The sequence below is a fragment of the Isoptericola sp. BMS4 genome (assembly GCF_011634835.1).
Taxonomy (GTDB): domain Bacteria; phylum Actinomycetota; class Actinomycetes; order Actinomycetales; family Cellulomonadaceae; genus Isoptericola.
Map to the genome: position 1 here is coordinate 1,882,377 of NZ_SIRP01000001.1, position 23,552 is coordinate 1,905,928.

Annotated in this window: 17 protein-coding genes; 9 read left to right on the forward strand and 8 right to left on the reverse strand. The window is 73.8% G+C overall.

Annotation, left to right across the window (positions count from 1 at the left end; genetic code table 11):
• Positions 1 to 40: 40 nt before the first annotated feature.
• Positions 41 to 1,048: a LacI family DNA-binding transcriptional regulator gene (locus EYB28_RS08400; RefSeq protein ID WP_166846576.1), complete on the reverse strand. Its 1,008-nt coding sequence runs from the start codon at positions 1,046 to 1,048 to the stop codon at positions 41 to 43.
• A gap of 170 nt (positions 1,049 to 1,218) precedes the next feature.
• On the opposite strand from EYB28_RS08400, the gene EYB28_RS08405 reads away from it, so the two are divergent.
• The gene (locus EYB28_RS08405) at positions 1,219 to 2,571 is read left to right on the forward strand and encodes a glycoside hydrolase family 172 protein (RefSeq protein ID WP_166846579.1); all 1,353 of its coding nucleotides are present in this window, start codon (positions 1,219 to 1,221) and stop codon (positions 2,569 to 2,571) included.
• A gap of 1 nt (position 2,572) precedes the next feature.
• Positions 2,573 to 3,814, forward strand: a complete 1,242-nt coding sequence (locus tag EYB28_RS08410; RefSeq protein ID WP_166846582.1) for a glycoside hydrolase family 32 protein — start codon at positions 2,573 to 2,575, stop codon at positions 3,812 to 3,814.
• Positions 3,815 to 3,841: 27 nt separating this feature from the next.
• On the opposite strand, the gene EYB28_RS08415 is transcribed toward EYB28_RS08410, so the two are convergent.
• A complete protein-coding gene (locus EYB28_RS08415) occupies positions 3,842 to 5,020 on the reverse strand; it encodes an AI-2E family transporter (RefSeq protein ID WP_166846585.1) in 1,179 nt (392 codons plus the stop codon).
• 38 nt (positions 5,021 to 5,058) lie between these two features.
• Complete coding sequence (locus EYB28_RS08420; protein WP_166846588.1) at positions 5,059 to 6,216, reverse strand: magnesium and cobalt transport protein CorA; 1,158 nt, start codon at positions 6,214 to 6,216, stop codon at positions 5,059 to 5,061.
• Between the two features lie 755 nt (positions 6,217 to 6,971).
• On the opposite strand from EYB28_RS08420, the gene EYB28_RS08430 reads away from it, so the two are divergent.
• The 7 genes from EYB28_RS08430 to EYB28_RS08460 all read left to right on the forward strand — a co-directional run bounded on the left by EYB28_RS08430 (position 6,972) and on the right by EYB28_RS08460 (position 18,578).
• The gene (locus tag EYB28_RS08430; protein WP_205710871.1) at positions 6,972 to 10,526 is read left to right on the forward strand and encodes a family 43 glycosylhydrolase; all 3,555 of its coding nucleotides are present in this window, start codon (positions 6,972 to 6,974) and stop codon (positions 10,524 to 10,526) included.
• 164 nt (positions 10,527 to 10,690) lie between these two features.
• Complete coding sequence (locus EYB28_RS08435; protein ID WP_166846594.1) at positions 10,691 to 11,923, forward strand: ROK family transcriptional regulator; 1,233 nt, start codon at positions 10,691 to 10,693, stop codon at positions 11,921 to 11,923.
• Entirely contained in the window at positions 11,920 to 12,801 is an 882-nt protein-coding gene (locus EYB28_RS08440) for an ABC transporter permease (RefSeq protein WP_240930445.1), read from the forward strand. Before EYB28_RS08435 ends, EYB28_RS08440 begins: the two co-directional genes overlap by 4 nt.
• A complete protein-coding gene (locus EYB28_RS08445; protein WP_166846597.1) occupies positions 12,798 to 13,622 on the forward strand; it encodes an ABC transporter ATP-binding protein in 825 nt (274 codons plus the stop codon). Before EYB28_RS08440 ends, EYB28_RS08445 begins: the two co-directional genes overlap by 4 nt.
• Positions 13,619 to 14,653, forward strand: a complete 1,035-nt coding sequence (locus EYB28_RS08450) for an aliphatic sulfonate ABC transporter substrate-binding protein (protein WP_240930446.1) — start codon at positions 13,619 to 13,621, stop codon at positions 14,651 to 14,653. Before EYB28_RS08445 ends, EYB28_RS08450 begins: the two co-directional genes overlap by 4 nt.
• 7 nt (positions 14,654 to 14,660) lie before the next feature.
• Positions 14,661 to 16,235, forward strand: coding sequence for a sulfatase-like hydrolase/transferase (locus EYB28_RS08455; RefSeq protein WP_166846600.1), 1,575 nt, complete (start codon positions 14,661 to 14,663; stop codon positions 16,233 to 16,235).
• A 9-nt stretch (positions 16,236 to 16,244) separates the two neighbouring features.
• Positions 16,245 to 18,578, forward strand: coding sequence for a M28 family peptidase (locus EYB28_RS08460; RefSeq protein ID WP_166846603.1), 2,334 nt, complete (start codon positions 16,245 to 16,247; stop codon positions 18,576 to 18,578).
• A gap of 4 nt (positions 18,579 to 18,582) precedes the next feature.
• Here the strand turns inward: EYB28_RS08460 and EYB28_RS08465 are convergent, their stop codons facing one another.
• From EYB28_RS08465 to EYB28_RS08485, 5 genes are read right to left on the reverse strand one after another with little or no spacing between them, the layout of a single operon-like run.
• Positions 18,583 to 20,562, reverse strand: a complete 1,980-nt coding sequence (locus tag EYB28_RS08465) for a thioredoxin domain-containing protein (protein WP_166846605.1) — start codon at positions 20,560 to 20,562, stop codon at positions 18,583 to 18,585.
• 37 nt (positions 20,563 to 20,599) lie between these two features.
• Positions 20,600 to 21,226, reverse strand: a complete 627-nt coding sequence (locus EYB28_RS08470; protein ID WP_166846607.1) for a hypothetical protein — start codon at positions 21,224 to 21,226, stop codon at positions 20,600 to 20,602.
• A gap of 55 nt (positions 21,227 to 21,281) precedes the next feature.
• Positions 21,282 to 21,644, reverse strand: a complete 363-nt coding sequence (locus EYB28_RS08475; protein WP_166846609.1) for an MmcQ/YjbR family DNA-binding protein — start codon at positions 21,642 to 21,644, stop codon at positions 21,282 to 21,284.
• Between the two features lie 40 nt (positions 21,645 to 21,684).
• On the reverse strand, positions 21,685 to 22,530 hold the full coding sequence (locus EYB28_RS08480; protein WP_166846611.1) for a hypothetical protein: 846 nt from the start codon (positions 22,528 to 22,530) through the stop codon (positions 21,685 to 21,687).
• A 19-nt stretch (positions 22,531 to 22,549) separates the two neighbouring features.
• Positions 22,550 to 23,500, reverse strand: a complete 951-nt coding sequence (locus EYB28_RS08485; protein ID WP_166846613.1) for an NAD(P)/FAD-dependent oxidoreductase — start codon at positions 23,498 to 23,500, stop codon at positions 22,550 to 22,552.
• Positions 23,501 to 23,552: the final 52 nt, after the last annotated feature.

The window sequence follows — 23,552 nt, forward strand, 5'->3', positions numbered from 1 at the left end:
CGTGGGGTGCGTCACGCCTGTCAAGGGGTGCCCCGTGGCGTCAGTCGGCGCGGAGTCGGTGGCCCTCGGTCGACTCGCGGAGCTCCAGCCGCTGGTTGAGCCGGAGCGTGCGCGGGCTGGCGTCCGGGGACGCGATCCGGTCGAGCAGCAGCGCCACCGCCGCCTCGCCCATCTCGAACGCCGGCTGGCGCACGGTCGTGATGGTGGGCCGGAAGAGGTCCGAGTGGCTGAACCCGTCGAACGCGGCGAACGCGACCTGCTCGGGCGTCGAGAGGCCGGCGTCCCGCAGGCACTCGAGGCTCGCGACGGCCAGCGGCGTGCTGGCGGCGATGACGCACGTCGCGCGGCCGGCACGGAGCGCGGCCGCCACGCCCGCGCGGACTGACGCGGGATCGACCGCGTCGACCGTCGTCTGCTCGGCAAGCTCGGCGTCGGGGATCGCGTCACGGAACCCTTGCCGGCGCTCGACGAGCGTCGGGACCCGCTGGTCCCCGGCGACCAGGAGGAACCGGCGGTGGCCCGCGTCGCGCAGGTGCCCCACGAGGCGGCGCATCGTCTCCCGGTTGTCCGCGCCCACCTGGTCGTGCGGCGAGCCGTCGAAGACGCGGTCGAGCAGGACGGCGGGCCGCGCGTCGTCGGCCTCGAGCCGCGCCCTGACGGCGCGGCCGGAGTTCGCGCAGTGCGCCAGGATCAGGCCGTCGACGCGGCGCGCGAGGAGCGTGCTCACCGCGCGCTCCTCGCGCTCGGGGTCCTCCGCCGAGTTCGCGAGCACCAGCGTCAGTCCCCGGGCCGCCGCGGCGTGCTCCACGCCGTGGACCATCTCCGCGAACGCCGGCTCCCCGGCGTCGGACACGACCAGGCCGATGCTGTCGGTCCGTGAGCGGCGCATGGCGCGGGCGACGGCGTCCTGGCGGTAGCCGGTCTCCTCGATCGCTGCGACGACCCGCTTGCGCGTCGCAGGCTGGACCGGGCGCGTCCCGTTGAGCACGTGCGAGACGGTCGACGTGGACACCCCGGCGATCCGGGCGACTTCGACGATCGTCGCCATCGACGCCTCCAATCAATCATTTTCCTCACGGGTCCCGCCGGTCGCGGAGCCCTGAGTCTGCAGGCTAACCCTCGTTGCGCGCCTGGCGAGCGTCGCCTACGATCCGAACGACGACAAGCAAACGTTTCGATGCATTCTAGCCGCTCGCTCGCTACCGCGAAAGGACCACCATGACCCCCACACCCCCGTTCGGCGGGCTCCTCGGAGACCTCACCCGGGCCCGGCCGGGCCGCAGCGCTCGGGCCTCCAGCTTCGACCAGACGGGTCGCAACCGGGACAACTGGATCGTGATGCCCGGGGAGGAGCGCGTCCTCGCCGACCTCGAGGGCCCGGGCGCCATCACCCACATCTGGATGACCCAGTCGTGCCGGGTCCAGCCGGGGCCGGGTCAGATCGCTCCCGACGTCGTCGGCGTGCCCATGCTCGAGATCCACAACGCGCTCGGCGTGAGCTGGGAGGTCGTCGACCCCGACTACTACCGCAAGGTCCTGCTGAAGATCTATTGGGACGGCCAGGAGACGCCGAGCGTCATCGCCCCGCTCGGCGACTTCTTCGGCCTGATGAACTCGCTGTCGGGCAGCTACGACTCCCTGCCGCTGTCGGTGTCCGCCAAGGAGCCCGAGCTCCACACCTTCGGGGGCAGCGCGGCGTTCAACAGCTACTTCCGCATGCCCTTCGGGGAGCGTGCCCGCGTCGTCGTCGAGAACCAGAACGACATCCCGTACCTGCAGTACTTCTACATCGACTACGAGCTCTTCCCGGAGCCGTTGCCGGTCGACACGGTCTACTTCCACGCGCACTGGCGCCGTGCCCTGCCGAACCGCGGCTGGGGGCCCGACCTGCAGACCAACAGCATCGAGACGACGGTGGCGAACCTCGACGGCGCGGACAACTACGTCGCCTTGGAGACCGAGGGCCGCGGGCACTACGTGGGCTGCAACCTCGCCGTCCGGCACTTCCAGGGCTCCTGGTGGGGGGAGGGCGACGACATGATCTTCATCGACGACGACACGTGGCCACCCAGCCTGCACGGCACGGGGATGGAGGACTACTTCGGTCACGCGTGGGGCATGCAGCACAACGCCTACACGTTCAACGGGACGATGGTCCACGAGGAGGACGTGCCGGGGTTCCACCACAGCTACCGGTTCCATCTCGTGGACCCGGTGCGTTTCGAGAAGCGGATCAAGGTGACGTTCGAGCACGGGCACGGCAACCACCTGTCCGACGACTGGTCGTCCACGGCGTACTGGTACCAGACGCTGCCCTCGCCGGTGCTCACGGTGCCGGACGTCGAGGAGCGGCTGCCGCTGCGGCCGGTGGACCGCGTCATCGAGGCACCGCTGCCGCCGCTCAGCGCGGAGCAGGCTGCCGCCCGCGACGTCGCCGCGGCGCGGATGGAGAAGTTCACCGCGGACCGCGACGCGCTGCGTGCCGAGCGCCGCCGCGAGGTCGACGACTGGGAGCGCGGCAACCGTGAGCAGGCCCTTGCCGTCCGCCGCACGTACGACGGGAGGGCGTGAGATGCGACCGCAGGTGCACTTCACCGCGGAGTCGGGCTGGATCAACGACCCGCACGGCCTGACCTTCCACGACGGCGCGTACCACCTCTTCCACCAGTACGTCCCCGGCAGCACCGAGTGGGCGCCGCACTGCCACTGGGGGCATGCCGTCGGCCGCGACCTCCTCACCTGGGAGCGCCGTCCGGTCGCGATCGCTCCCGGCGACGGCGACGACGGCATCTGGACCGGCAGTCTCGTGCGCGACGACGCCGGCGGGGTGCGCATCCTCTACACCTCGGTGGTCCAGCCCGACATCGGGATCGGGCGCGTCCGCGTGGCCGTGCCCGCCGACGGCTCGTGGGACACCTGGACCAAGGGGGACGTGCTGGTCGAGGCGCCCGGCGACCTCGACCTCATCGCCTACCGTGACCCGTTCGTCATGCGCGACGGCGAGGGCTGGCGCATGTTCGTGGGCGCCGCGGACCGCGCGGGCACGGCCATGGCCCTCACGTACACGTCCGGGGACCTGACCCGCTGGACGTACGACGGCGTCGCGGCGTCGCGCTCGACCGACGAGCGGTCGCCGGTCTGGATGGGGGCGCTGTGGGAGTGCCCCCAGTTCTTCGAGGTCGACGGCCGGTGGGTCATGGTGAGCTCGATCTGGGACGACGACGTGCTGCACCATGCCGGGTACGCGCTCGGCTCCTACGCCGACGGCCGGTTCGAGGCGGACACGTGGGGCCGGCTCAGCTTCGGCGACAGCTACTACGCGCCGTCCTTCTTCCGGGACCGCGAGGGTCGCCCGTGCCTGATGTTCTGGATGCGCGGGGTGCGTGACGACGACGCGGGCTGGAGCAGCTGCCTCAGCATTCCGCACGTCCTGTCCGTCGTCGACGGGCGCCTCGTCGCCACCCCGCACCCTGACCTCGGGGCGCGGCGGCGCCGGGAGATCGAGGGCGGCGAGACGGTGGTCGACACGGTGGTTGACATGGAGTGGGAGCCGCACCGCGAGGGCGACCGCCTGGTGCTCATGTCCGGAGACCTGGAGAGCGTCGTCGTCGCCGTCGGGGACGGCGTCGTCCGGCTGGACCGCCCGGGCCGCAAGAGCGCGCTGATGCCGTGGTCGGGTGGGGCGCTCCGGGTGGTCGCCGACGGCCCGGCCCTGGAGATCTCGTCGCGGGACGGGGTGCTCGGCGGCCCCGTCGAGCCCGTCGACCGGATGCTGCAGGTCGCGGGGGGTCTTCGCGCCTGGCAGGTCGGCTGAGGCGGGGCCGTGCCACGCGCCCGCCCCTCACGGGGTGGGCGCGTGGTCGTCCTCCGGGGCCGGGGGAGTGCTCGGCTCCTGCTGCTCGTCGGCGCGCGGCGGCGGCGCGGGGGCCGCGACCCGCGGCGCGGGCTCGTCGTCGGGCGTGACGTCGTCGCCGGACAGCCAGCGCAGCCAGACGGACCGCGGGTCGCCCTCGAGCACGAGCGCGCGCACCAGGAGGGTGAGCGGGATGGCGAGGATTGCGCCGAGCGGCCCGATGACGAAAGTCCAGAACACCACCGACACGAAGCTCAGCGTGAGGCTGAGGCTCACGGCGTCGGAGACGAACTTGGGCTGCACCAGCACCTGCAGCACCACGTTCACCACGCAGTAGACGGCGACGACGCCGAGTGCCAGCGGCCAGCCGCCGACCACGAACGCCATGATCGCCGGGGGGACCAGTCCGAGCACGAAGCCGACGTTCGGGATGAAGTTGGTGACGAACGCGAGGATCGCCCACACGACGGGCGCGGGGACGCCCATCAGGCCCAGCGCGACGCCGTCCACGACGGCGACGACGGCGCCGAACGACGCGTTGACGACGAAGTAGCGGCGCACCCCCGTGCTGAACCGTGTGGCGCGCTCGATCTGCGCGCCGTGGGTGGCGCCGAAGACGCGCGTCGCCGTGGAGTACCGCCCGGCGTCCGCCGCCATGAAGATCGCGTAGGCCAGCACGAAGAAGAACGCGGTCGCGATGCCGAGGGCCATCGAGCTCACGCTGCCTGCCAGGGACAGCAGGCGCGACGGCTCGAGCACCGAGGTGGTGGCGTCGGCGACCTGCGAGTCCAGCCCGAGCGCCGCGAGCTGGCCGCCGATCTCGGTGACGGAACGCTCCAGGTCGTCCAGGTAGGTCCGCACCAGCGCCCCGAACCGCACGCCCGCGAACACGAGCATCGCGACGAGCAGCGCCAGGATGAGGTAGGCGACGGCGATCACCGCCGCGGTCGCCGTCCACCGGGGCCAGCCGCGCCGCTCCAGGCCGAAGCGCACGGGGTGGCAGATGATGACGATGACCGCGGCGAGGAACACCGGGGCGAGCACGTCGGCCGTCCAGTGCACGCCGGCCAGGACGACGACCGCCGCGCCGAGCGACAGGAGCGTGCGCGTGGCCGGCGACAGGCCGCCGGCGGGCGGGGCGGGAGGCTCCGGGGAGGTGGACGTCACCCGTCGCACCCTAGCGGCAGGTCCCGGGGGGCCGCCCGTCAGATCCAGCGCTTGGCGCGGAAGACGCCGAACAGCCCCAGACTCACGCCGAGCATCGCGAGCAACGCCAGCGGGTAGCCCCACGCCCAGTGCGTCTCCGGCATGACGTCGAAGTTCATCCCGTACACGGCACCCACGAGCGACGGCGCGAAGAGGATCGCCGCCCAGCCGGAGATCTTCTTGACCTCCTCGCCCTGGCGGATCGACACCTCCGTCAGGTGCTTCATCTCCTCGTTCTGCCGCTGGGCGACGAGCGTGGCGTTGACGGTGAGGATGTCGCGCAGCGCGGCGCGGAAGGACTCGACCCGGTCGGCGACCTCCGTGAGGTGGTCGGCGACGTCGCGCAGGTACGCCTGCAGCTCCTCGCCGACGCCGTACTTCTCGGCGCCCTTGGCGAGCGAGGCGCAGACGCGCTGCAGCGGGCGCACGGCGCGCTGGAACTCGACGACCTCGCGGGAGAGCTCGTAGATGCGCCGCGACACGTGCCCGTCGCCGCCGAACACCTCCGACTCGATCTCGTCGATGTCGGCGTCGAGGCCGGCGACCACGGGCAGGTAGTCGTCGACGACGCGGTCCATGATCGCGTAGAGCACGGACTCGGGGCCGCGGGCGAGGGTGCCGGGGTGTGCCTCGGCGTGCGTGCGCACGGCGGCCAGGTCGGGGCATGCCCCGTGCCGCACCGTGACGACGAAGTCGGGACCCACGAACACGTGCAGCTCGGAGAACTCGACCTCCTCGGCGTGGTCCAGGTACCTCGCGGCGTGCAGCACGACGAACAGGGTGTCGCCGTAGCGCTCGATCTTCGGGCGCTGGTGCGCCACGATCGCGTCCTCGACGGCCAGCGGGTGCAGGTCGAACTCACGTGCGAGGGACGCGAGCTCCGTCTCGTCGGGGCGCTCCAGGCCGATCCACGCCATGGCGGCGGGGCGGGAGCGCAGCTCGCGGAAGGTGTCGGCGAGGCGGCCGAAGCTGGCCACGCGGCGCCCGTCGTCGTCGTACACGGCGGACTCGACGATCGACGACCGGGGCGGGGCGGGGTGCCGGGTGGCGTGCTCCTCGGGCGCGGGGACGGCGCCGGAGGTGGTGGTGCGGCGCGCGCGCAGCGCGCCGAGCAGCGGGCGGGGACGGACCGTGCGGGATGCCGTGGGCAGGGCCATGAGGGACTCCGAGGGGCGTGCAGGGGTGTGGGCTGCGTGCTTCGGTCCCGCGACTGCGGCCGGGCGCGCCGGGTCGGCGCACGAGGGGAGGGGGCGCGAGGACGCTCGCGCCGGGCCGCGCCCGTGAGTGAGGTGACGGGTGCGGCGAGGGGCCGTCAGTCGCGGCTCGGACTACTGGGAGGTTCGCTGCGGGTCATGGCGCGCACCTCCTGCAGGACGGGGCGGCACACCGGCCGCCGACGATCAGGCCAACGTCCATCCTAACGCGCGTCCGCATCCGCGCCAGCCCGGCGGTCGAGGCGAGAGCGCGCCTCTGACATGGCATGGGGCGACCGGTCAAGGGGCCGGTCCACGACCACGACAGGAGAGTTCCGTGACATCGACTGCCATGCGATCGACCACCACCCGGCTCGGGCGCGCTGCTGCCCGAGGGACACCCCGCCGCGATCCAGCGCGACGGCGGGCGCCACGGCGTGCTCACCCTCGACATCACCGGTGACCGGGTCACCGAGCGCTTCACGGTCCGCGGCGAGGACGAGCCGCTCCAGATGACGCTCGGCGTGAACACCCCGGTACCGCGTGGTTCGCCGCGCACTGCTGCCCGTCCAGAAGTTCGTGGTCAGCCAGGTGAAGCCCGCAGGGTCGTCCCTGATCAGTGCATTATGTCGGGCTCTTGACGGAAAAATCCGTCGGCCGTCGGATGTGATCGAGCGCCGTGACGGCGCCGCCACTTCGACGACGAAGGAGCTCACACGATGAGATGGCGATCAGCACGAGTCCGGGTCGGGGCGGTCGCGGTCGCCGCGACGGCCCTCACCGCGAGCCTGCTACCGGCCCAGGCCGCCGGCACGACGCCGGCCGCGCCCGCCGGGAGCGTGGCGTCCGAGCCGCGGCCGGGCACGTACACCAACCCCGTCACGGAGGGGGTGGTCGACACGTTCCCCGACCCCGCCGTGATCCGGGGCGACGACGGCGCGTGGTACGCGTACGGCACGCAGAACCCGATCTTCCAGAGCGATGGCGAGGACGGCGAGCACATCCTGCCCGTCCTGCGGAGCACCAACCTCGTGGACTACGAGTACGTCGGCGACGTCGTCGACCCCGACGCCGTCCCCGGCACGTGGGGCGACCGCTCGCGGGCGTGGGCGCCCGACATCCGTCGCATCGACGGCGAGTACGTCCTCACGTACGGGCTCTCGACCGGAGGCCTGGCCGTCGCGACCGCCCCCACGCCCACCGGGCCCTGGACGCACCGCGAGGAGCTGCTGCTGCCGTCGGCCCCCGTCGAGGGCTGCCCGACGGGCAACATCGACCAGACGATCTTCACCGACGACGACGGCACCCACTACCTGTACTGGGGCAGCTACGACGTCGTCTGCGCCGCCGCCCTCGCGCCGGACCTGAGCGGGCTGGCGGGTGAGGTCACCCAGGTGGCGCAGGGCCGCCGGATGGAGGGCAGCTTCGTCGTCCGGCACGACGACCACTACTACCTCATGTACTCCGACGCCGGGTGCTGCGACGGGGCGTTCAGCGGCTACTCGGTCAAGGTCGGGCGCAGCGAGAGCCCGACCGGGCCGTTCGTCGACGACGCCGGGGTGGACCTCATGGACCTCTCGAGCAAGGGCGGGTTCGTCCTCACGCCGAACGGCAACGGGTACACCGGGACCGGCCACCACACGGTGACCACCGACCTGGCGGGCCAGGACTGGATCGCCTACCACGCCGTCGCGAACGACGACCCCGACTTCGCGCCTGTCCGGACGCGCGCCGGCACGCTGCAGCTGTCGAAGCGGCCGATGATGATCGACCGGCTCGACTGGATCGACGGCTGGCCCGTGGTCAACGCGGGCGAGGGGGCGAGCCTCGCCGGCTCCACGGCACCCGTCACGAGCGGGACCGTCGACGAGGGATTCGAGGACGGTCTGGGTTCGTGGCGCACCCGGGGATCCGTCGAGGTCGGACGCGACGCCCGGACCGGGTCCGCCGCGCTGCTGGCGGACGGCGCCTCGCTGACCTCCCGGGAGCGGGTGCGCGGGGACGTGCGCGTCCAGGCCGACGTCCGGGTGACGGCCGAGGGCGGCGCCGTCGGCCTGCGCACCGGCGTCGTGGGGAGCGACGCCGTCACCGCCTGGCTCGACGCCGACGCCCGCGAGCTCCGCGTCGAGGTCCGGCACGGCAGCCGGACCGAGCGGTCGGCGACGCCGCTGCCCGACGGGGTCGACGCCGGCACGCGGAAGCAGCTGGTGGTCGAGCGCCGGGGCGACCGCGTCACAGCGACGCTCTCGCACGACAGCCTGCTCGACCCGCTCGCCGTCGTGACCGCCGACCTGGGCCGGTACCCGGACGGCGGCGGGGCGACCGGTGCCGTCGCCCGCGGGGGCGGCGAGGTGGACAACGTCAGCGCGGTCGTGGCGGCCGAGCCCGTCACCGAGCGCGTACCCGACCCTGTGCCCGGCGAGCTGCTGACGGAGTACTCCGACGAGTTCGACGGACCCGGGTCGCCCGGCGGCGACGACGGCTGGTCGTGGGTGCGTGAGCCGGCGTCGGGCCCGGAGCTCACGGACGGGGAGCTCGTCTGGCCGACGCAGGGCGCCGAGCTGTACCGCGGGCAGAACTCGGCACCGGTGCTCCTGCGGGACGCGCCACGCGAGGACTTCCTGGTGGAGACGAAGCTGGCGTTCGACGGCGACCGGGCCGCGCAGCAGGCCGGGCTGGTGCTCTACGAGCACGACGACCGGTATCTCAAGCTGACGCACACCGTGCTGCCGCTGAACCGCAAGCCGGGACAGTTCCTGCACGTCACCGAGTTCGGCCGGGAGGCCGAGCGGCCCACGACGACCCCGCCGACGGCGGTGGCGAACGGCCCGATGTTCGGCGCCGCTCCGGGTGGGACCACGTGGCTGCGGCTGTACGCCCAGCTCGACGAGGAGAACGACGAGTACGACGTGCGGATGGCGTCGAGCACCGACGGCGAGCGCTGGCAGTGGGGCGGCACCTGGTCGCTGCCGGTGCAGGGCGACCTGCGCCTCGGCCTCGTCTCGATGAACGCCGCCGGGGCGACCGCCGAGTTCGACTACCTGAGGACCTACGACATGGGCGGTGAGGAGATGCGGTTCCCGCGGAGCTGGCCGGCCCCGGCCCCGTACGGCACGGCCGACGGCCGCGCCGAGCTCGCGCTCGGCGAGCACAACTCGAAGGTCCTCGACCTGGAGCTGAGGCCGCAGGACGAGGAGCTCGGCCGCGTCTGGATGCGCGACACGTACGTCAACCGCTTCGAGGTCGACGGCGAGTCCCTCTACGTGGCGACGGGCACCACCCGTGCCGAGGGGCTGGACAAGGCGGCGCCGTGGAACGACGGCCTGTACGTGTGGACGGCGCCGTCCCTCGACGGGCCGTGGACGCTCGCCGACACCACGGACATCCGCCCGGACCAGCCCGAGGGGAAGGTGTGGTCGCCGGAGTTCGTCGACGAGAACGCGCCCGGGCGGACGGTCGTCGCCGACTGGCAGGAGTACTGGCACGACGACGGCCGGTTCGGCAAGCGGGGCAACGTGTGGGCCCCCGAGATCCACTACGTCGACGGGACTTGGTACATCGTGGCGTGCATGGGCGACCACTCGAAGAAGGTCGGGTCGTTCATGCTGGTGAGCGAGGGCGGCCCCGAGGGGCCGTACCGGCTGGCCGAGGGCAACGTCGACAAGCCCTTCGGCGAGTCGTTCGTCGGGGGCCCGGCGTTCATCGAGCCGGGTGCCTACCACCACATCGACGGCGGCCTGTACACCGAGGGCGACGACACGTGGCTGGTGCTGCACAACGACCTGTACGCGAAGTTCCGCGACGACATGGAGGACATCGTCCCCACCACGGACCTCCCGGCGTTCGAGCAGCAGAAGTACGCGCCGGAGCCCTACCTCGAGGGGGCGTCCGTGACCAAGGTGGGGTCGAAGTACTACCTGATGCACTCCGTGTGGGCGAACCGGTCGGGGACGGAGCCCGACCGGTGGTCCTACCTGGGCGGCACCGGCCCGAAGGACCAGTACGACGCCGTCGTGGCCGTCGCCGACGACTTCGAGGGCCCGTACTCCCGGCGCTGGACCCTGGGCGTCGGCGCGGGCCACAACAACATGTTCGTCGACGAGGACGGCACCGTGTGGGCGACGTTCTTCCGCAACCCGGCGAACGGCTACTGGGCCGACCCGGGCCGCAGCGCCGACGCGGCCGTCCCGGGCGTCGTCCGGCTCGAGCAGGCCGGACCGACCGGCACCATGCTGTACGTCGAGCGGCCGCACGGGGACGAGGACGAGGGGTAGCACTCCCCGGGCAGGACAGCGAGGGCCGTCGTCGCGGACGCGACGGCGGCCCTCGTCGTGCGGCGGGCGCCGCGAGGTCTCATTCGGGCAACGATGCGAACCGAACGCGGAATCTTTCTGCCGGATGGTTGATGGAAAAATTCCGGCTGCCTAGCGTTCCTGCCATGTCGACGACGACAGGGGTGCAGGCACTGGTGCGACGCACCCACGAGGAACGAGTACTCACCGCGCTGCGGGCCGAGGGAGCACTCAGCCGCGCCGAGCTGGCCCAGCGTGTCGGGCTGTCCCGGACGACCCTGTCCGAGATCACCGCGACCCTGCTGCAGCGCGGGGCGATCGTCGTGGTGGACACCGACGCCGCCCGGCGCCGTGGCAGCGGCAGGCCCGCCGAACGGCTCGCCCTCGACCCGGCGTCCGGTCAGTACCTCGGCGTCGACTTCGGCCACCGCCGGGTCCGTGTCGCGGTGGCGGACGCCTCGCACGAGATCGTCGCCTCCGGCGTGCAGCGGTACGACGACGAGACCGGCTGGTCCACGCGGATCGGCCTCGCCTTCGACCTCGTGGACCGCCTGGGCGACGAGCACGGGCTGCACTTCGGCGCGCTGCAGGCGATCGGTATCGGTGTCCCCGGGCCGTACACCGGCGTCCGCGGCGAGACGGTCCCGCGCATCCCGTGGACCCGGCACACCGCACCGGACGGCGTGGACCACGCCTTCGCCGGGCGGTTCCACGCCCCGGTCGTGGCCGACAACAACACGAGGCTGGCGGCGCTCGCCGAAGCGGTCTCCCGCCCCGACGCGGTCCGCGACCTGGTCTACGTCCGGTTGTCGGACGGCGTCGGCGGAGGGCTCGTCGTCACCGGCCGGCTGGTGACGGGGTCGCGAGGGTTCGCCGGAGAGCTCGGCCACGTGACCGCCGACCCCGCCGGCGTCGAGTGCCGGTGCGGCAAGCGCGGGTGCCTCGAGACGGTGGCGTCCGTCCCCGCGATCCTGGCGACCTGTCGCGGCCGCGGTGTCGAGGCGGACTCCCTCGACGACCTCGCGGCAGCCGTCGCCAAGGGAGACCCCGTCGTCGACGCCGTGCTGCGCGAGGTCGGGACGACGCTGGGGCGCGTGCTCGGAGCCGCCGCCATGACGCTCGACCCGGACGAGGTCGTGATCGGGGGCGAGGTGGCCCACGTCGCGCCGGTCATCGTCGAGCAGGCGGCCGCCACGCTGCGCTACGAGCTGTACTCCATCCCGGTGGACGGCCACTGCGTCGTCCGCGCCGGCCGCCTGCACGACAGCGACGGGGCGTTCGGGGCGCTCGCCGCCGTCTTCCACCAGTCCCCGCTGCTCGCCGGGTACCCCGAGCCGGAGTCGACGGGCGAGTCCGCTACGCGAAGGAGCGCACAGTGACCACATCCACCCCGAGCGTGGCCCGCAACGGCCCGGACCAGGGCGGCGGCGCGGCCGCCGGGGACGCCGCCACCACGACGGCGCCCGCACACCGGCAGTCCGGGCGGCCGGCCCCGCGCCGCCGGGCGACGGACCGACGCCACCGGCTGCGCCTGCTCAACGCCCTGTCGATCGTCGGCGGGATCGGGATCTGGTGGATCCTCGCCCTGGCCGGGTTCCAGTTCCCCACCCCGCCCGAGGTGGTCGCCACCGGCGCCGAGCTGTGGCGCGACGGCACGCTCCAGCAGGACGTCCTCGCGAGCCTCGGCCGCGTCCTCACCGGCTTCCTCCTGGGGTCGGCGGTCGCGGTCCCGGTCGGCTTCCTCATGGGCTGGTACACGGTGGCCCGCGGCCTCTTCGAGCCGTGGATCCAGTTCTTCCGGACCATCCCGCCGCTGGCGCTGCTGCCCCTGGTGCTCGTGCTCCTCGGCATCGGCGAGCTGCCGAAGGTCTTCGTGATCTTCCTCGCCGCGTTCCTGGCCTGCGTCATCTCGACCTACCAGGGGGTGGTCGGCGTCGACAGGACGCTCATCAACGCCGCCCGCGTCCTGGGCGCGAAGGACGGCCGGATCTTCGTGCGCGTCGTGATCCCGGCCTCGACCCCGTTCATCCTCGTCGGGATGCGGGTCGGTCTCGGCTCCGCGTGGGCCACCCTCGTGGCCGCCGAGCTCCTCGCCGCGCAGGCCGGCCTCGGCTACCGGATGCAGCAGGCCCAGCTCTACTACGACCTCGCGACGATCTTCGTCGGGATCATCGCCATCGGCATCCTCGGGCTGGTCATGGACCGGCTCCTGCTGCTGGCGGAGACCAGGCTCACCGGATGGCAGGAGCGACGATGACCACCATCGACACCCCGCGGGACACCGCGAAGATCTCCGTGCGGGACGTGCGCAAGACGTTCCCCCTGAGGAACGAGGAGTTCGTGGCGCTCGAGCGGGTCTCGCTCGACATCGCGGACAACGAGTTCGTCACCGTCGTCGGACCGTCCGGCTGCGGCAAGTCCACCCTGATGAACATCCTGGCCGGGCTCGACGAACCCACCGCCGGGCACGCGCAGGTCGACGGGCGCGACGTGGCCGGCCCGGGCCCCGAGCGCGGGGTGATCTTCCAGCAGTACGCGCTCTTCCCGTGGCTCACCGTGCGCAAGAACATCGAGTTCGGCCTCAAGGTCGCCGGCCTGGGCAAGGCCGAACGGCGTGCGCGCACGGACCACTTCATCCGGCTCGTCGGCCTGGACCAGTTCGCCGACGCCCTGCCCAAGATGCTCTCGGGCGGGATGAAACAGCGGTGCGCGATCGCGCGCGCCTACGCCGTCGACCCGTCGATCCTGCTCATGGACGAGCCGTTCGGCGCGCTCGACGCGCTGACCCGGGTCACGCTCCAGGAGCAGCTCCTGGACACCTGGAGCCGCGAGAAGCGCACCGTCCTGTTCATCACCCACGACGTGGACGAGGCCGTGTTCCTCTCGAACCGGGTCGTGGTGATGGCGGCCCGTCCGGGGCGCATCTACGACGTCGTCGACGTCGACCTCCCGTACCCCCGCACCGAAGAGGTGCGGCTCAGCCCCGAGTTCGCCGCGCTGCGCAACCGGGTCTGGACGTCCGTGTACCACCAGACGCCCGGCACCGCCGCCGACGCGTCACCGACCCCGTCGGCATGACCGACTCGACGAAGAGGATCATCATGCGCATCACCGTCAGGACCATCGGCGCCGTCGTCGTCGCCGCCTCCGTCACCCTGGGAGCCACGGCGTGCTCCGGTGAGCCGGGCGCCGCCGGGGGCTCGAGCGAGGACACCATCGAGGTGGCCTTCGGGTACATCCCGGACTTCAACGGCACGAGCCTGCTCGCGATCGCCGAGGACCAGGGCCTGTGGGAGGAGCACGGGATCGAGGTGACCACACCGTCGTTCACCAACGGGCCCCTGCAGATCCAGGCGCTCGGCTCCGGCGACCTCGACTTCGGCTACATCGGCCCCGGGGCGTTCTGGCTGCCCGCCTCCGGCCAGGCCAAGATCGTCGCGATGAACACCCTCGGGCAGGCCGACCGCGTCGTCGCCCAGCCCGGCATCGAGACGATGGAGGACCTGCGCGGCAAGAAGGTCGCCGTGCCCGAGGGGACCTCCGGGGACATGATCCTCACCCTCGCGCTCGAGGAGGCGGGGATGACCAAGGACGACATCGAGCTCGTCCCCATGGAGCCGTCGGCGATCGTCGCCGCGCTGTCCTCCGGCCAGGTGGACGGCGCCGGCTTCTGGTACCCGGCCCTGGCCACGGTCAAGGAGCAGGTGCCGGGGCTGGTCGAGATCGCGAGCAACTCCGACTTCGAGGACACCATGGCGTTCCCGACCGCGTTCGTCGCGAGCAACGACCTGGTGGAGAACGACCCCGAGAAGGTCGACCGCGTGCTCGGCGTGCTGCGGGAGGCGATCGAGTACCGCGCGGACCACGTGGACGAGGCGATCGCCTCGACCGCCGAGTACAACGACCTCGCGGTGGAGGACGTCGAGGGCGACGCCGCCAACGTCGAGATCCTGTCGCTGGACGACATCGACACGATGACCGAGGACGGCACGGTCGACGACTGGCTGACCGTGATGGGCGACTACTTCGTCGGCGCCGGCAAGCTCGATGCCGCCGTCGACCCGGGCGACTACTACACCGGGGACCTGTTCCTCGAGGCGGGCGAGTGAACCGAGCATGAGCGAGACCACGACTGCGACCCCGGGCACCCCGAGGAACGTGCTGTTCCTCATGACGGACCAGCACCGCGTCGACACGCTCGGCGCCTACGGGAACCCGCATGCGCGCACGCCCGTGCTCGACGAGCTGGCTCGCACCGGCACCCGGTTCGACCGGTGGTACACGCCGACGGCGATCTGCACGCCGGCGCGGGCGAGCCTGCTGACGGGTCAGGCGCCGTTCCGCCACCGCGTGCTCGCCAATCACGAGCGGAACGTCGGGTACCTGGAGGACCTGGCCGAAGGCACGTTCACGTTCGTCGAGGCACTGCGTACCCGCGGGTACAACACCGGGCTCGTCGGCAAGTGGCACGCCGGCACGGAGAAGGACGCTGCCGACTTCGGGTTCGACGGCCCGGACCTGCCCGGCTGGCACAACCCCGTGGACAACGAGGACTACCTGAAGTACCTCGCGGAGCACGACCTGCCGCCGTACGAGATCAGCGACCGGGTGCGCGGTACGCTGCCCAACGGCGGGCCGGGCAATCTGCTGGCGGCCCGGCTGCACCAGCCGGTCGAGGCGACGTTCGAGCACTACCTGGCCACGCGCACCATCGAGCTGCTGGAGCGGTACGCGGACGACTTCCGCAGCGGGCGGCGCCCGTTCTTCCTGGAGCTGAGCTTCTTCGGCCCGCACCTGCCCTACATCGTCCCGGACGAGTACTTCGACCTGGTGGACCCGGCCGACGTCGAGCTGCCGACGTCGATCGCCGAGACGTTCGCGGGCAAGCCACCGGTGCAGCGCAACTACAGCGCGCACTGGACGTTCGACACCATGCCGATCGAGGTCACGCGCAAGCTCATCGCCGTCTACTGGGGGTACGTCGCACTCATCGACCACGAGATCGGGCGGGTGATGGACGCGCTCGAACGGCTGGGGCTGGTGGACGACACCGCGGTGTTCTTCACGTGCGACCACGGGGAGTTCACGGGCTCGCACCGGCTGCACGACAAGGGGCCGGCGATGTACGAGGACATCTACCGCACGCCCGGGATCCTGCGGGTGCCGGGCGGCCCCGCGGGCCAGGTGCGCACGGAGTTCGTCAGCCTGCTCGATTGCACGGCCACGATCCTCGACCTGGCGGGCATCGACCCGGCGCCCGCCGTCGATTCGCGCAGCCTCCTCCCGCTGGCGCGCGGCGAGGACGTGCCGTGGGACGACGACATCGTGTGCGAGTTCCACGGGCACCACTTCCCCTACCCCCAGCGCATGCTGCGCACCGACCGGTACAAGCTGGTGGTCAACCCGGACTCCACGAACGAGCTGTACGACCTGGCGACGGACCCCGACGAGCTGTCGAACGTCTACGAGCACCCCGAGATGGACACCGTCCGCCGGCGGATGCTGCGGCGGCTGTACCAGGTGCTGCGCGAGCGCGGCGACAACTTCTACCACTGGATGACGACGATGTACGACGTCGGAGAGGTCGACCACGACCCCACCCAGTCGGGGCTCGACGAGACCACCTACGACGTGGCCGGCGAGCGGCACGGCGCAGGTCACGATTGGGCCACCGGGACGACCCGCCGCTAGCGTGCGCGCGTGACCCCGACCCGGTCGCGGGCGACGACGCTCGCGTGCAGCCTCTTCCTCCTCGCTCTCGCCGCCCTGGCGGTGTGGTCGGTGCTGCCACCGGCGCCGCGCGGCGCCGACGTGCCCCCGGGCGAGTTCAGCGCCGCTCGGGCGTCGGCGACCGTCGAGGCGGTCGGCGCCCGCGTGCACCCGCACGGGACGCCGGCGAACGACGACGTGCGCGACCTGATCGTGCGGGAGCTCGACGCCCTGGGCCTGGACCCCGAGGTCGTCGACGGCGTGGGGGCGTCCGGCCGGCTCGGGGAGCAGAGCCGCGTCGCGGCGACGCGGAACGTCGTCGCCACGATCCCCGGCACCGACCCCACCGCGCCGGTCTTCCTGATGGCGCACTACGACTCCGCCGAGGTGTCGTACGGCGGCAACGACGACGGCGCGGGCGTCGCGACGCTGCTGGAGACCGCGCGGGCGCTCGGCGCGGGCCCCGCGCTGCGCAACGACGTCGTCCTCGTCTTCACGGACGCCGAGGAGGCGTGCCTGTGCGGCGCGGAGGCGTTCGCGCACGCGGACCCGCGCGCCGCGGACGGCGGCGTCGTGGTGAACGTCGAGGCCCGCGGCTCGTCCGGGCCCGCGATCATGTTCGAGACGTCCGACGGCAACGCGGCGCTCGTCGACGCCTACGCGCGGGTGCCGTACCCCGTCGGCAGCTCGCTGGCGGTCGAGGTGTACCGGATCCTGCCGAACGACACCGACTTCTCCCCGTTCCTCGACGACCCCGACGGCCGGTTCACCGGCCTCAACTCGGCGTACATCGACGGGTCGGCCACCTACCACGCCCCGCAGGACACCCCGGAGCGGATGTCGCTCGCGAGCCTGCAGCACCACGGCTCCAACGCCCTCGCCCTGGTGCGCGAGCTCGGGAACGCGGACGCCGCGGCGCTCGCCCGGCCGGCGGCGGACGACGCGACCTACTTCCCGCTGCCCGGCGGCGTGCTCGCCCGGTACCCCGGCAGCCTCGTGTGGCCGTTGGCGGCGGGCGCCGTCGTCGCGGTGGCGAAACTCGCCGTCGTCCTCGCCCGGCGGCGCGAGGTGCTGGGGGAGCGGACGACGGCGGGCCGTCTGACGCTCGGGTTCGCCTCCGGGCTGATCCCGCTCGCGGGCGCGGCGCTGGGGTCGACGGGCCTGTGGCAGCTCATGGTGGCCGTCCGCCCCGGCTACGACGAGATGCTCGACCCGTGGCGGCCGTGGGGGTTCCGCGTCGCGCTGCTGGGCCTGGTCGCGACGGTCCTCGTGGGGTGGTTCGTCGCCCTGCGGCGCCGCCTCGGGGCCACGGTGCTCGCCGTCGGGGCGCTGGCGTGGCTCGCGGTGCTGGGGGCGGTGCTCGCGGCGGTCACGCCCGGTGGGTCGTACCTGGCGTCGCTGCCGGCGCTCGCGGGCGCCGTGGCGGGGATCGTGGCGGTCACGACGACGTGCGGCGCCGTCGGCCGGCGCGTGGCGGTCACCCTCGGCGCGGCCGTGGCCGTGCTGGTGGTCGTCCCCGTGGTCCTCCTGTTCCTGCCCGCGCTGGGCCTGGCGACCGGCGCCGCGCCCGCTGTCGTGGCCACCCTGCTCGGCCTGGCGCTCGTGCCCGCGCTCGCCGTGATGCTGCCCCGGGCGCCGCGCGTCGGCGGGACGGTCGTGGGCGTGCTCGGCGCGGTGACGGTCGTAGCGCTCGTCACCGGGTTCGCCGTCGACCGGTTCGACGCCGACCACCCCGAGCCGACGCGCCTCGCGTACGCGCTGGACGCCGACTCCGGCGAAGCCCTGTGGGTGTCGGACGAGGCGAGCCCGAGCGACTGGACCGCGCAGTACGTGGGTCACCGCGACGACCTGTCGTCGGCGTTCCCGCCCCTGCACGGCGACGTGTGGACGGGCCCGGCGGACGCGGCCGACCTGCCGGCCCCTGAGGTCCGGGTGGTCGCCGACGAGACGGCCGGGGGCGAACGGACCGTGACCCTGCGGGTCACGCCGGGCGAGGGCGCGCCCGTCGGGACGGCGGGCGCCCTGCGATACGTCGAGCTCGACAGCGCGGACGGCGGCGCTCGCGTGCTTGCTGCGGAGCTGGAGGGCCGCGAGGTCCCGGTCGGGCCCCGTGGCGTGCTCGACACCCGCTTCTACGCGCCCGGGCCAGACGGCTTCGAGGCCGTGGTGACCGTCCCCGCGGGCGACGAGCTGGACCTGCGGGTGGTCGCCGCCGGCGGCGGGCTGGAGGGGCTGCCGGGGTTCGTCGACCGCCCGGTCGGCGTCGGCGTCGCCGGATCGCACACGTCGGAGCTGGTGCTCGTGGCCCGGACCGTCGTGCTCTGACCGGTCAGCCCAGCCGCTCCTCCAGCGCGGCCGGGTCGGTGACCGGCAGGTCGCACACGAACCCGCGGCAGACGTAGGCCGTGGGCGCCCCGTCGACGAGCGGCCGGTCGGCGAGCAGCGGCACCCCCGGGGCGTCGGGAACCCCGGGGACGACGACGGCGCCCGCGGTGGGGGCGCGCCGGGCGGTGCGCAGCAGCTCCTCGGCCGCGGGGCCGTCGCCGACGACGGCGACCTGGCGCGGCCCGTCGGCCAGCGCCTCGGCGGTGGCGAGCGCCCAGCCCGCGAACCGGGGCGCCTGCCGGGCCAGGATGCCGGCGGCGGTGACGGCGGCCTCGGCGGCGGCGCGGTGCCCGGCCGACCCGGTGAGCGCGGCGTACGTCGTCAGGGCGCCGGCGAGCGCGGACTGGCCGGACGGCTCGGGTCCGTCCGTGGGGTCGCGCGGCCGCACGACGAGCCGCTCGGCGTCGTCGGCGGCGTCGAAGAACCCGGCGGAGGCGTCCGCGCCGTCGGCGAAGTGCGCCAGGGCCACGTCGAGCACGTCCCCGGCGGCGGCGAGCCACCGCGCCTCGCCGGTGGCCTGGTGCAGCGCGAGCAGGCCCTCCGCGAGGTCGCCGTGGTCGGCGGCGACACCCGGCGCGTCGCCGGCGACGCCGTCGCGCGACGCCCGCCGCAGCCGCCCGCCGACGACGTGGGTGCCGAGCACGTGCTCGGTGCAGGCGCGGGCGGCGTCCACCCAGGCGGGCTCGGAGAGCAGCGCACCGGCATCGGCCAGCGCCGCGATCGCCAGGCCGTTCCACGCGGTGACGACCTTGTCGTCGCGCGCGGGCTGGGGGCGGGCGTCGCGGGCCGCGAGGAGCCGGGTGCGCACCGGCCCCCACCAGGCGGGGTCGGGGTCGTGCGGGAGCTGCAGCGTGGACGCTCCGCGTGAGAACGTGCCCGCGGCGGTGACGGCGAGGGTCTCGGCTGCGCGGGCCCCGTCGTCGTCCCCGAGCACGTCGCGCAGCTGGTCCGGGGTCCAGACGTAGGTGAGGCCCTCGGCGCCGTCCGTGTCGGCGTCGAGGGCGGAGGCGAAGCCACCCTCGGCGGTCCGCAGGTCGCGCAGCAGGAACTCCGCCGTCTCGCGGACCACGCGCTCCGCGAGGGCGGAGCCGGTCGAGCGCCACAGGTGCGCGTGGACGCGCAGCAGCTGCGCGTTGTCGTACAGCATCTTCTCGAAGTGCGGCACCACCCAGGCCGCGTCCACGGAGTAGCGCGCGAACCCGCCGGCGAGCTGGTCGTAGAACCCGCCGCGCGCCATCGCCTCGCACGTGCGCTCGACGATCCGCAGGGCCTCGGCGTTCCCGGTGCGCGCGTGGTGGCGCAGCAGGTGCTCGAGCGTCATCGAGGGCGGGAACTTCGGCGCGCCGCCGAACCCGCCGTGCCGCCGGTCGGCGTCGCGGGTCACCGCGTCGACGGCCGCGGCGAGCGTGGCGTCGTCCAGGGGCGCCCCGGGCGGACGGGCGGCCGTGCGCGCGACCACGTCGGTCACCGCGGCGCCCTGCCGCACGACGGCGTCGCGCCGGTCGCGCCATGCGTCGTCCACGGCGTCGAGCACGGCCAGCAGATGCTCCCGGGGCAGGTAGGTGCCGCAGTGGAACGCCGTGCCGTCCGGGGTGAGGAACGCCGTCATCGGCCACCCGCCCTGCCCGGTGAGCGCCTGCGTCGCCGCCATGTAGACGGCGTCGACGTCGGGCCGCTCCTCGCGGTCGACCTTCACCGGCACGAAGCGCCCGTTGATCGCCGCGGCCACGTCGTCGTCCTCGAACGACTCGTACGCCATGACGTGGCACCAGTGGCACGCCGCGTACCCCACGGACAGCAGCACCGGCACGTCGCGGCGCCGCGCCTCGGCGAACGCGTCGGGGCCCCACGGCCACCAGTCGACGGGGTTGTCGGCGTGCTGCAGCAGGTACGGGGACGTCGCGGTCCGGAGACGGTCGGCCATGCCCCCAGCCTGACACCGCCGTGCGACGGCGGGGAGGTCAGCGGCGCGGGGGGAGCTCGGCGGACCACTCGTGCCGCGGCCCGCCCGGCGTCCACGCCCAGCTCACGACCAGGGCCCGGTCGGCCGTGGTCTCCGGGCGCGGGGAGCGGAACGACGTCGGGTCGCCGGCCTCGACGCGGTCCCACCGCTCGGAGGTGGTCCGGCCGCGTCCTCCGCGACCGACCTCGAGCGCGACGTCGTGGACGGTCCGGTCGGACCCGTTCGTCAGGTGGTACCGGTCGCCGCGTGCGTGCGTGACCGTCCACGGGGAGACGCGCGGCTCCGGTGTGGCGGCGCCATGGGCGGCGCCGGTCCAGTCGGCGCCGGCGTCGGATGCCGGCGGCGCGTCGGCCGGGGACACCGGCGAGGGAGCCGGAGCCGCGGGCGGCCTGGCGGGGCCGGCCGGCCGCGGCTCCTCGACGCCGGGCGACGGCGCCCGGCCGAGCTCCTGCGCCTCCTGCTCGTGCACGCGCTTCTGGAACTCCAGCGCGGCCTCCGCGACGTCGGCCTGCCGCCGGGCGGCGTCGAGCTGGCCACGCGAGTACCACGTCGACAGGCCGGTGAACAGCGCCGCGACGACGGAGACGACGAGCGCGCCGAGGGCGATCCACATCTCCGCGTTCATGCGCCGCAGGCTATCGGGCTCGTGGCCAGAGGCGCGGCCGGCGGACGGGGCGGTGTCATGGACGGGCCACCGTCTCGGCGAGGCGGGCCGGTGCCTGGACGCAGTACGAGTCCGTGAGGAGCTCGGACAGCTCCTCCCAGTCGGTGCCCCCGTCGAGCAGGACGCCGACGGCGTTGCCCTCGGTGCCGACGCGGAAGTACCGCGGCCCGAGGTGCTCGAACGCCAGCACCTCGTCCGGCTCGGCCCGGAACGTGACGCGGAAGAGCTGGTCCTCCCCGCCGAAGACGTGCGCCACCGTGGCCGCGCGCACCCGCCACCGCACGCCCGTCCATGCCCGCTCCTCGATGCACTCGGGGAACGCGAGAAGTGGGCGCAGGCGCACGACGTGCTCCAGCGGGACGTCCGGTCGGTCGGTCACGGGTCGACCCTGCCACGAGCCACCGACGTCGCGACCGGCCTCAGCCCAGGCGCGCGCTGACCATCAGGTCTTCGCCGACGTCGAGCCGGACGTCCACCAGCCGCACGCCGGGCGGCAGGGCCGCGGCCAGGTCGATCTTCTCGTGCGCGGCGGCCTCCACCTTGCCGCGTACGACGGCCAGCATCGCGGCGACGATCGGGTTGCCGCTGGTGATCCTGACGTCGCCGAGGGTGAGGACCATCCGCGCGTCCACGGCGGCCGACGCGGTCGCGGTGGCCGACGCCGACAGGATCCCCTTGCGGATCTTGGCGTGGACCCGCAGGCCCGCGGCCCGCGGCCCGTGCGACTCGAGGTCGACGTCGAGCGCGCTGAGCGTGATCCCCTGCGGCTGGAGGGCCACGGCGAGCATCCCGTGCAGGGTGGCGACGAGGCCGGCTCGGGACGCGGCGACGCGCGCGTGACCGGTCACCGGGTGCGCGTCGTCCGGCTCCACCAGCTCGGCGCCGATCTGGCCGTCCGACCCCGTGACCCACGCGAAGCGCAGCCCCTGCGCCTCGGCGGTGACGTCCACCGGCAGGTCGACGGCCGTGAGCGGGTGGGCGTCCAGGCGCACCCGCCGCACGGTGCCGGGCGTCCGCTCCGTGACGGAGGCCGGCGCCCAGGTGACGTCGGTCGCCTTGGGCGACGCGCCGACCGCGACGCCGGTGAGGTCCAGCTCCAGCGACGCGACGTCGTCCCCGTCGAGGTCGGCCCGGACACGCGCCCGGTCGAGCCCCGTGACGCCGGGACCCGCGGCCCGTGCGGCGAGGTCGCGCAGGCGGTCGGCGAGGTCGTCGCCCGTCGTGGGGCGCGGGGCAGGGCCGAGCGGCAGGAGGCGCTGAGTCATGGCGCGAGCCTATCCGCCGTCACGCCTCCAGCAGGCTGGAGTCGACGGACGCCGCCGCCATCTGCCCGGCCGCCATGGCCGCGGTCACGGAGCTGACCGGCATGGGGAAGTCGGCCGTGTGCGCGCCGTCTCCCGCGGCGAACACCCCGGGCATGCTGGTGCGGCCGAAGGCGTCGACCGCGACGGCGCCGGAGTCGCGCAGCTCCAGGCCGAGCTCGGCGGCGAACGGCGCGGCCGCGTGCAGCGCGGGGGAGACCATCAGGCCGCCCAGGTCGAGCGTCTCGCCGTCGGCGAGCACCGCGCGGGCGCCGTCGCGGCCCGAGGGCAGCGCGCTGCGCTCGACCCGCTCGACCTTCGCGCCTCGCACCTCGACGCCCTGGGCGTCCAGCGCCGAGCGGACGTGGGGGTCGACGTCGGCGCCGTCGGCGAGCACCACGAGGCGGGCGGCGATGCGGGCCATGAGACCGGCGACCCGCGGCGCGTGCGGGCCGGCGCCGAGGATGCCGACGGTGGTGCCGGCGAACTCGTGGCCGTGGCAGTACGGGCAGTGCGCCGCGACGGTGCCGAACAGCTCCGCGAGGCCGGGCGTGGCGGGCAGCTCGTCGCGCATGCCGGTCGCCAGCAGCAGGCGGCGGCCGGTGACCTCGCCGCCGTCCGTGCGCACCACGAATCCGGCGCGGGGGTCGTCGGGGTCGATCGGGGTGATCGCGTGGGCGGTGGTGCGGCGCAGCTCGACCGTGTCGTACGCGGCGAGGGTGCGGTGCGCGGTGGCGCGGAACTCGGCGGGCGGCGTGCCGTCGAAGCCCAGCACGTTGTGCATGGCGTCGGTGGGGTCGTTGCGGTAGTTGCCGGAGTCGAGCACGACGACGTCGCGGTGCGTGCGCCCGAGGGTGAGCGCGGCCTGCAGGCCGGCGGGGCCGCCGCCCACGACGATCGCGTCGTGGAGGGGCCGGTCGTTCGAGGTGGTCATCGGTGTCTCCCAAGGGTCGGGGTTGCGTCCTGACCCCAGCGTGTGACTTCAT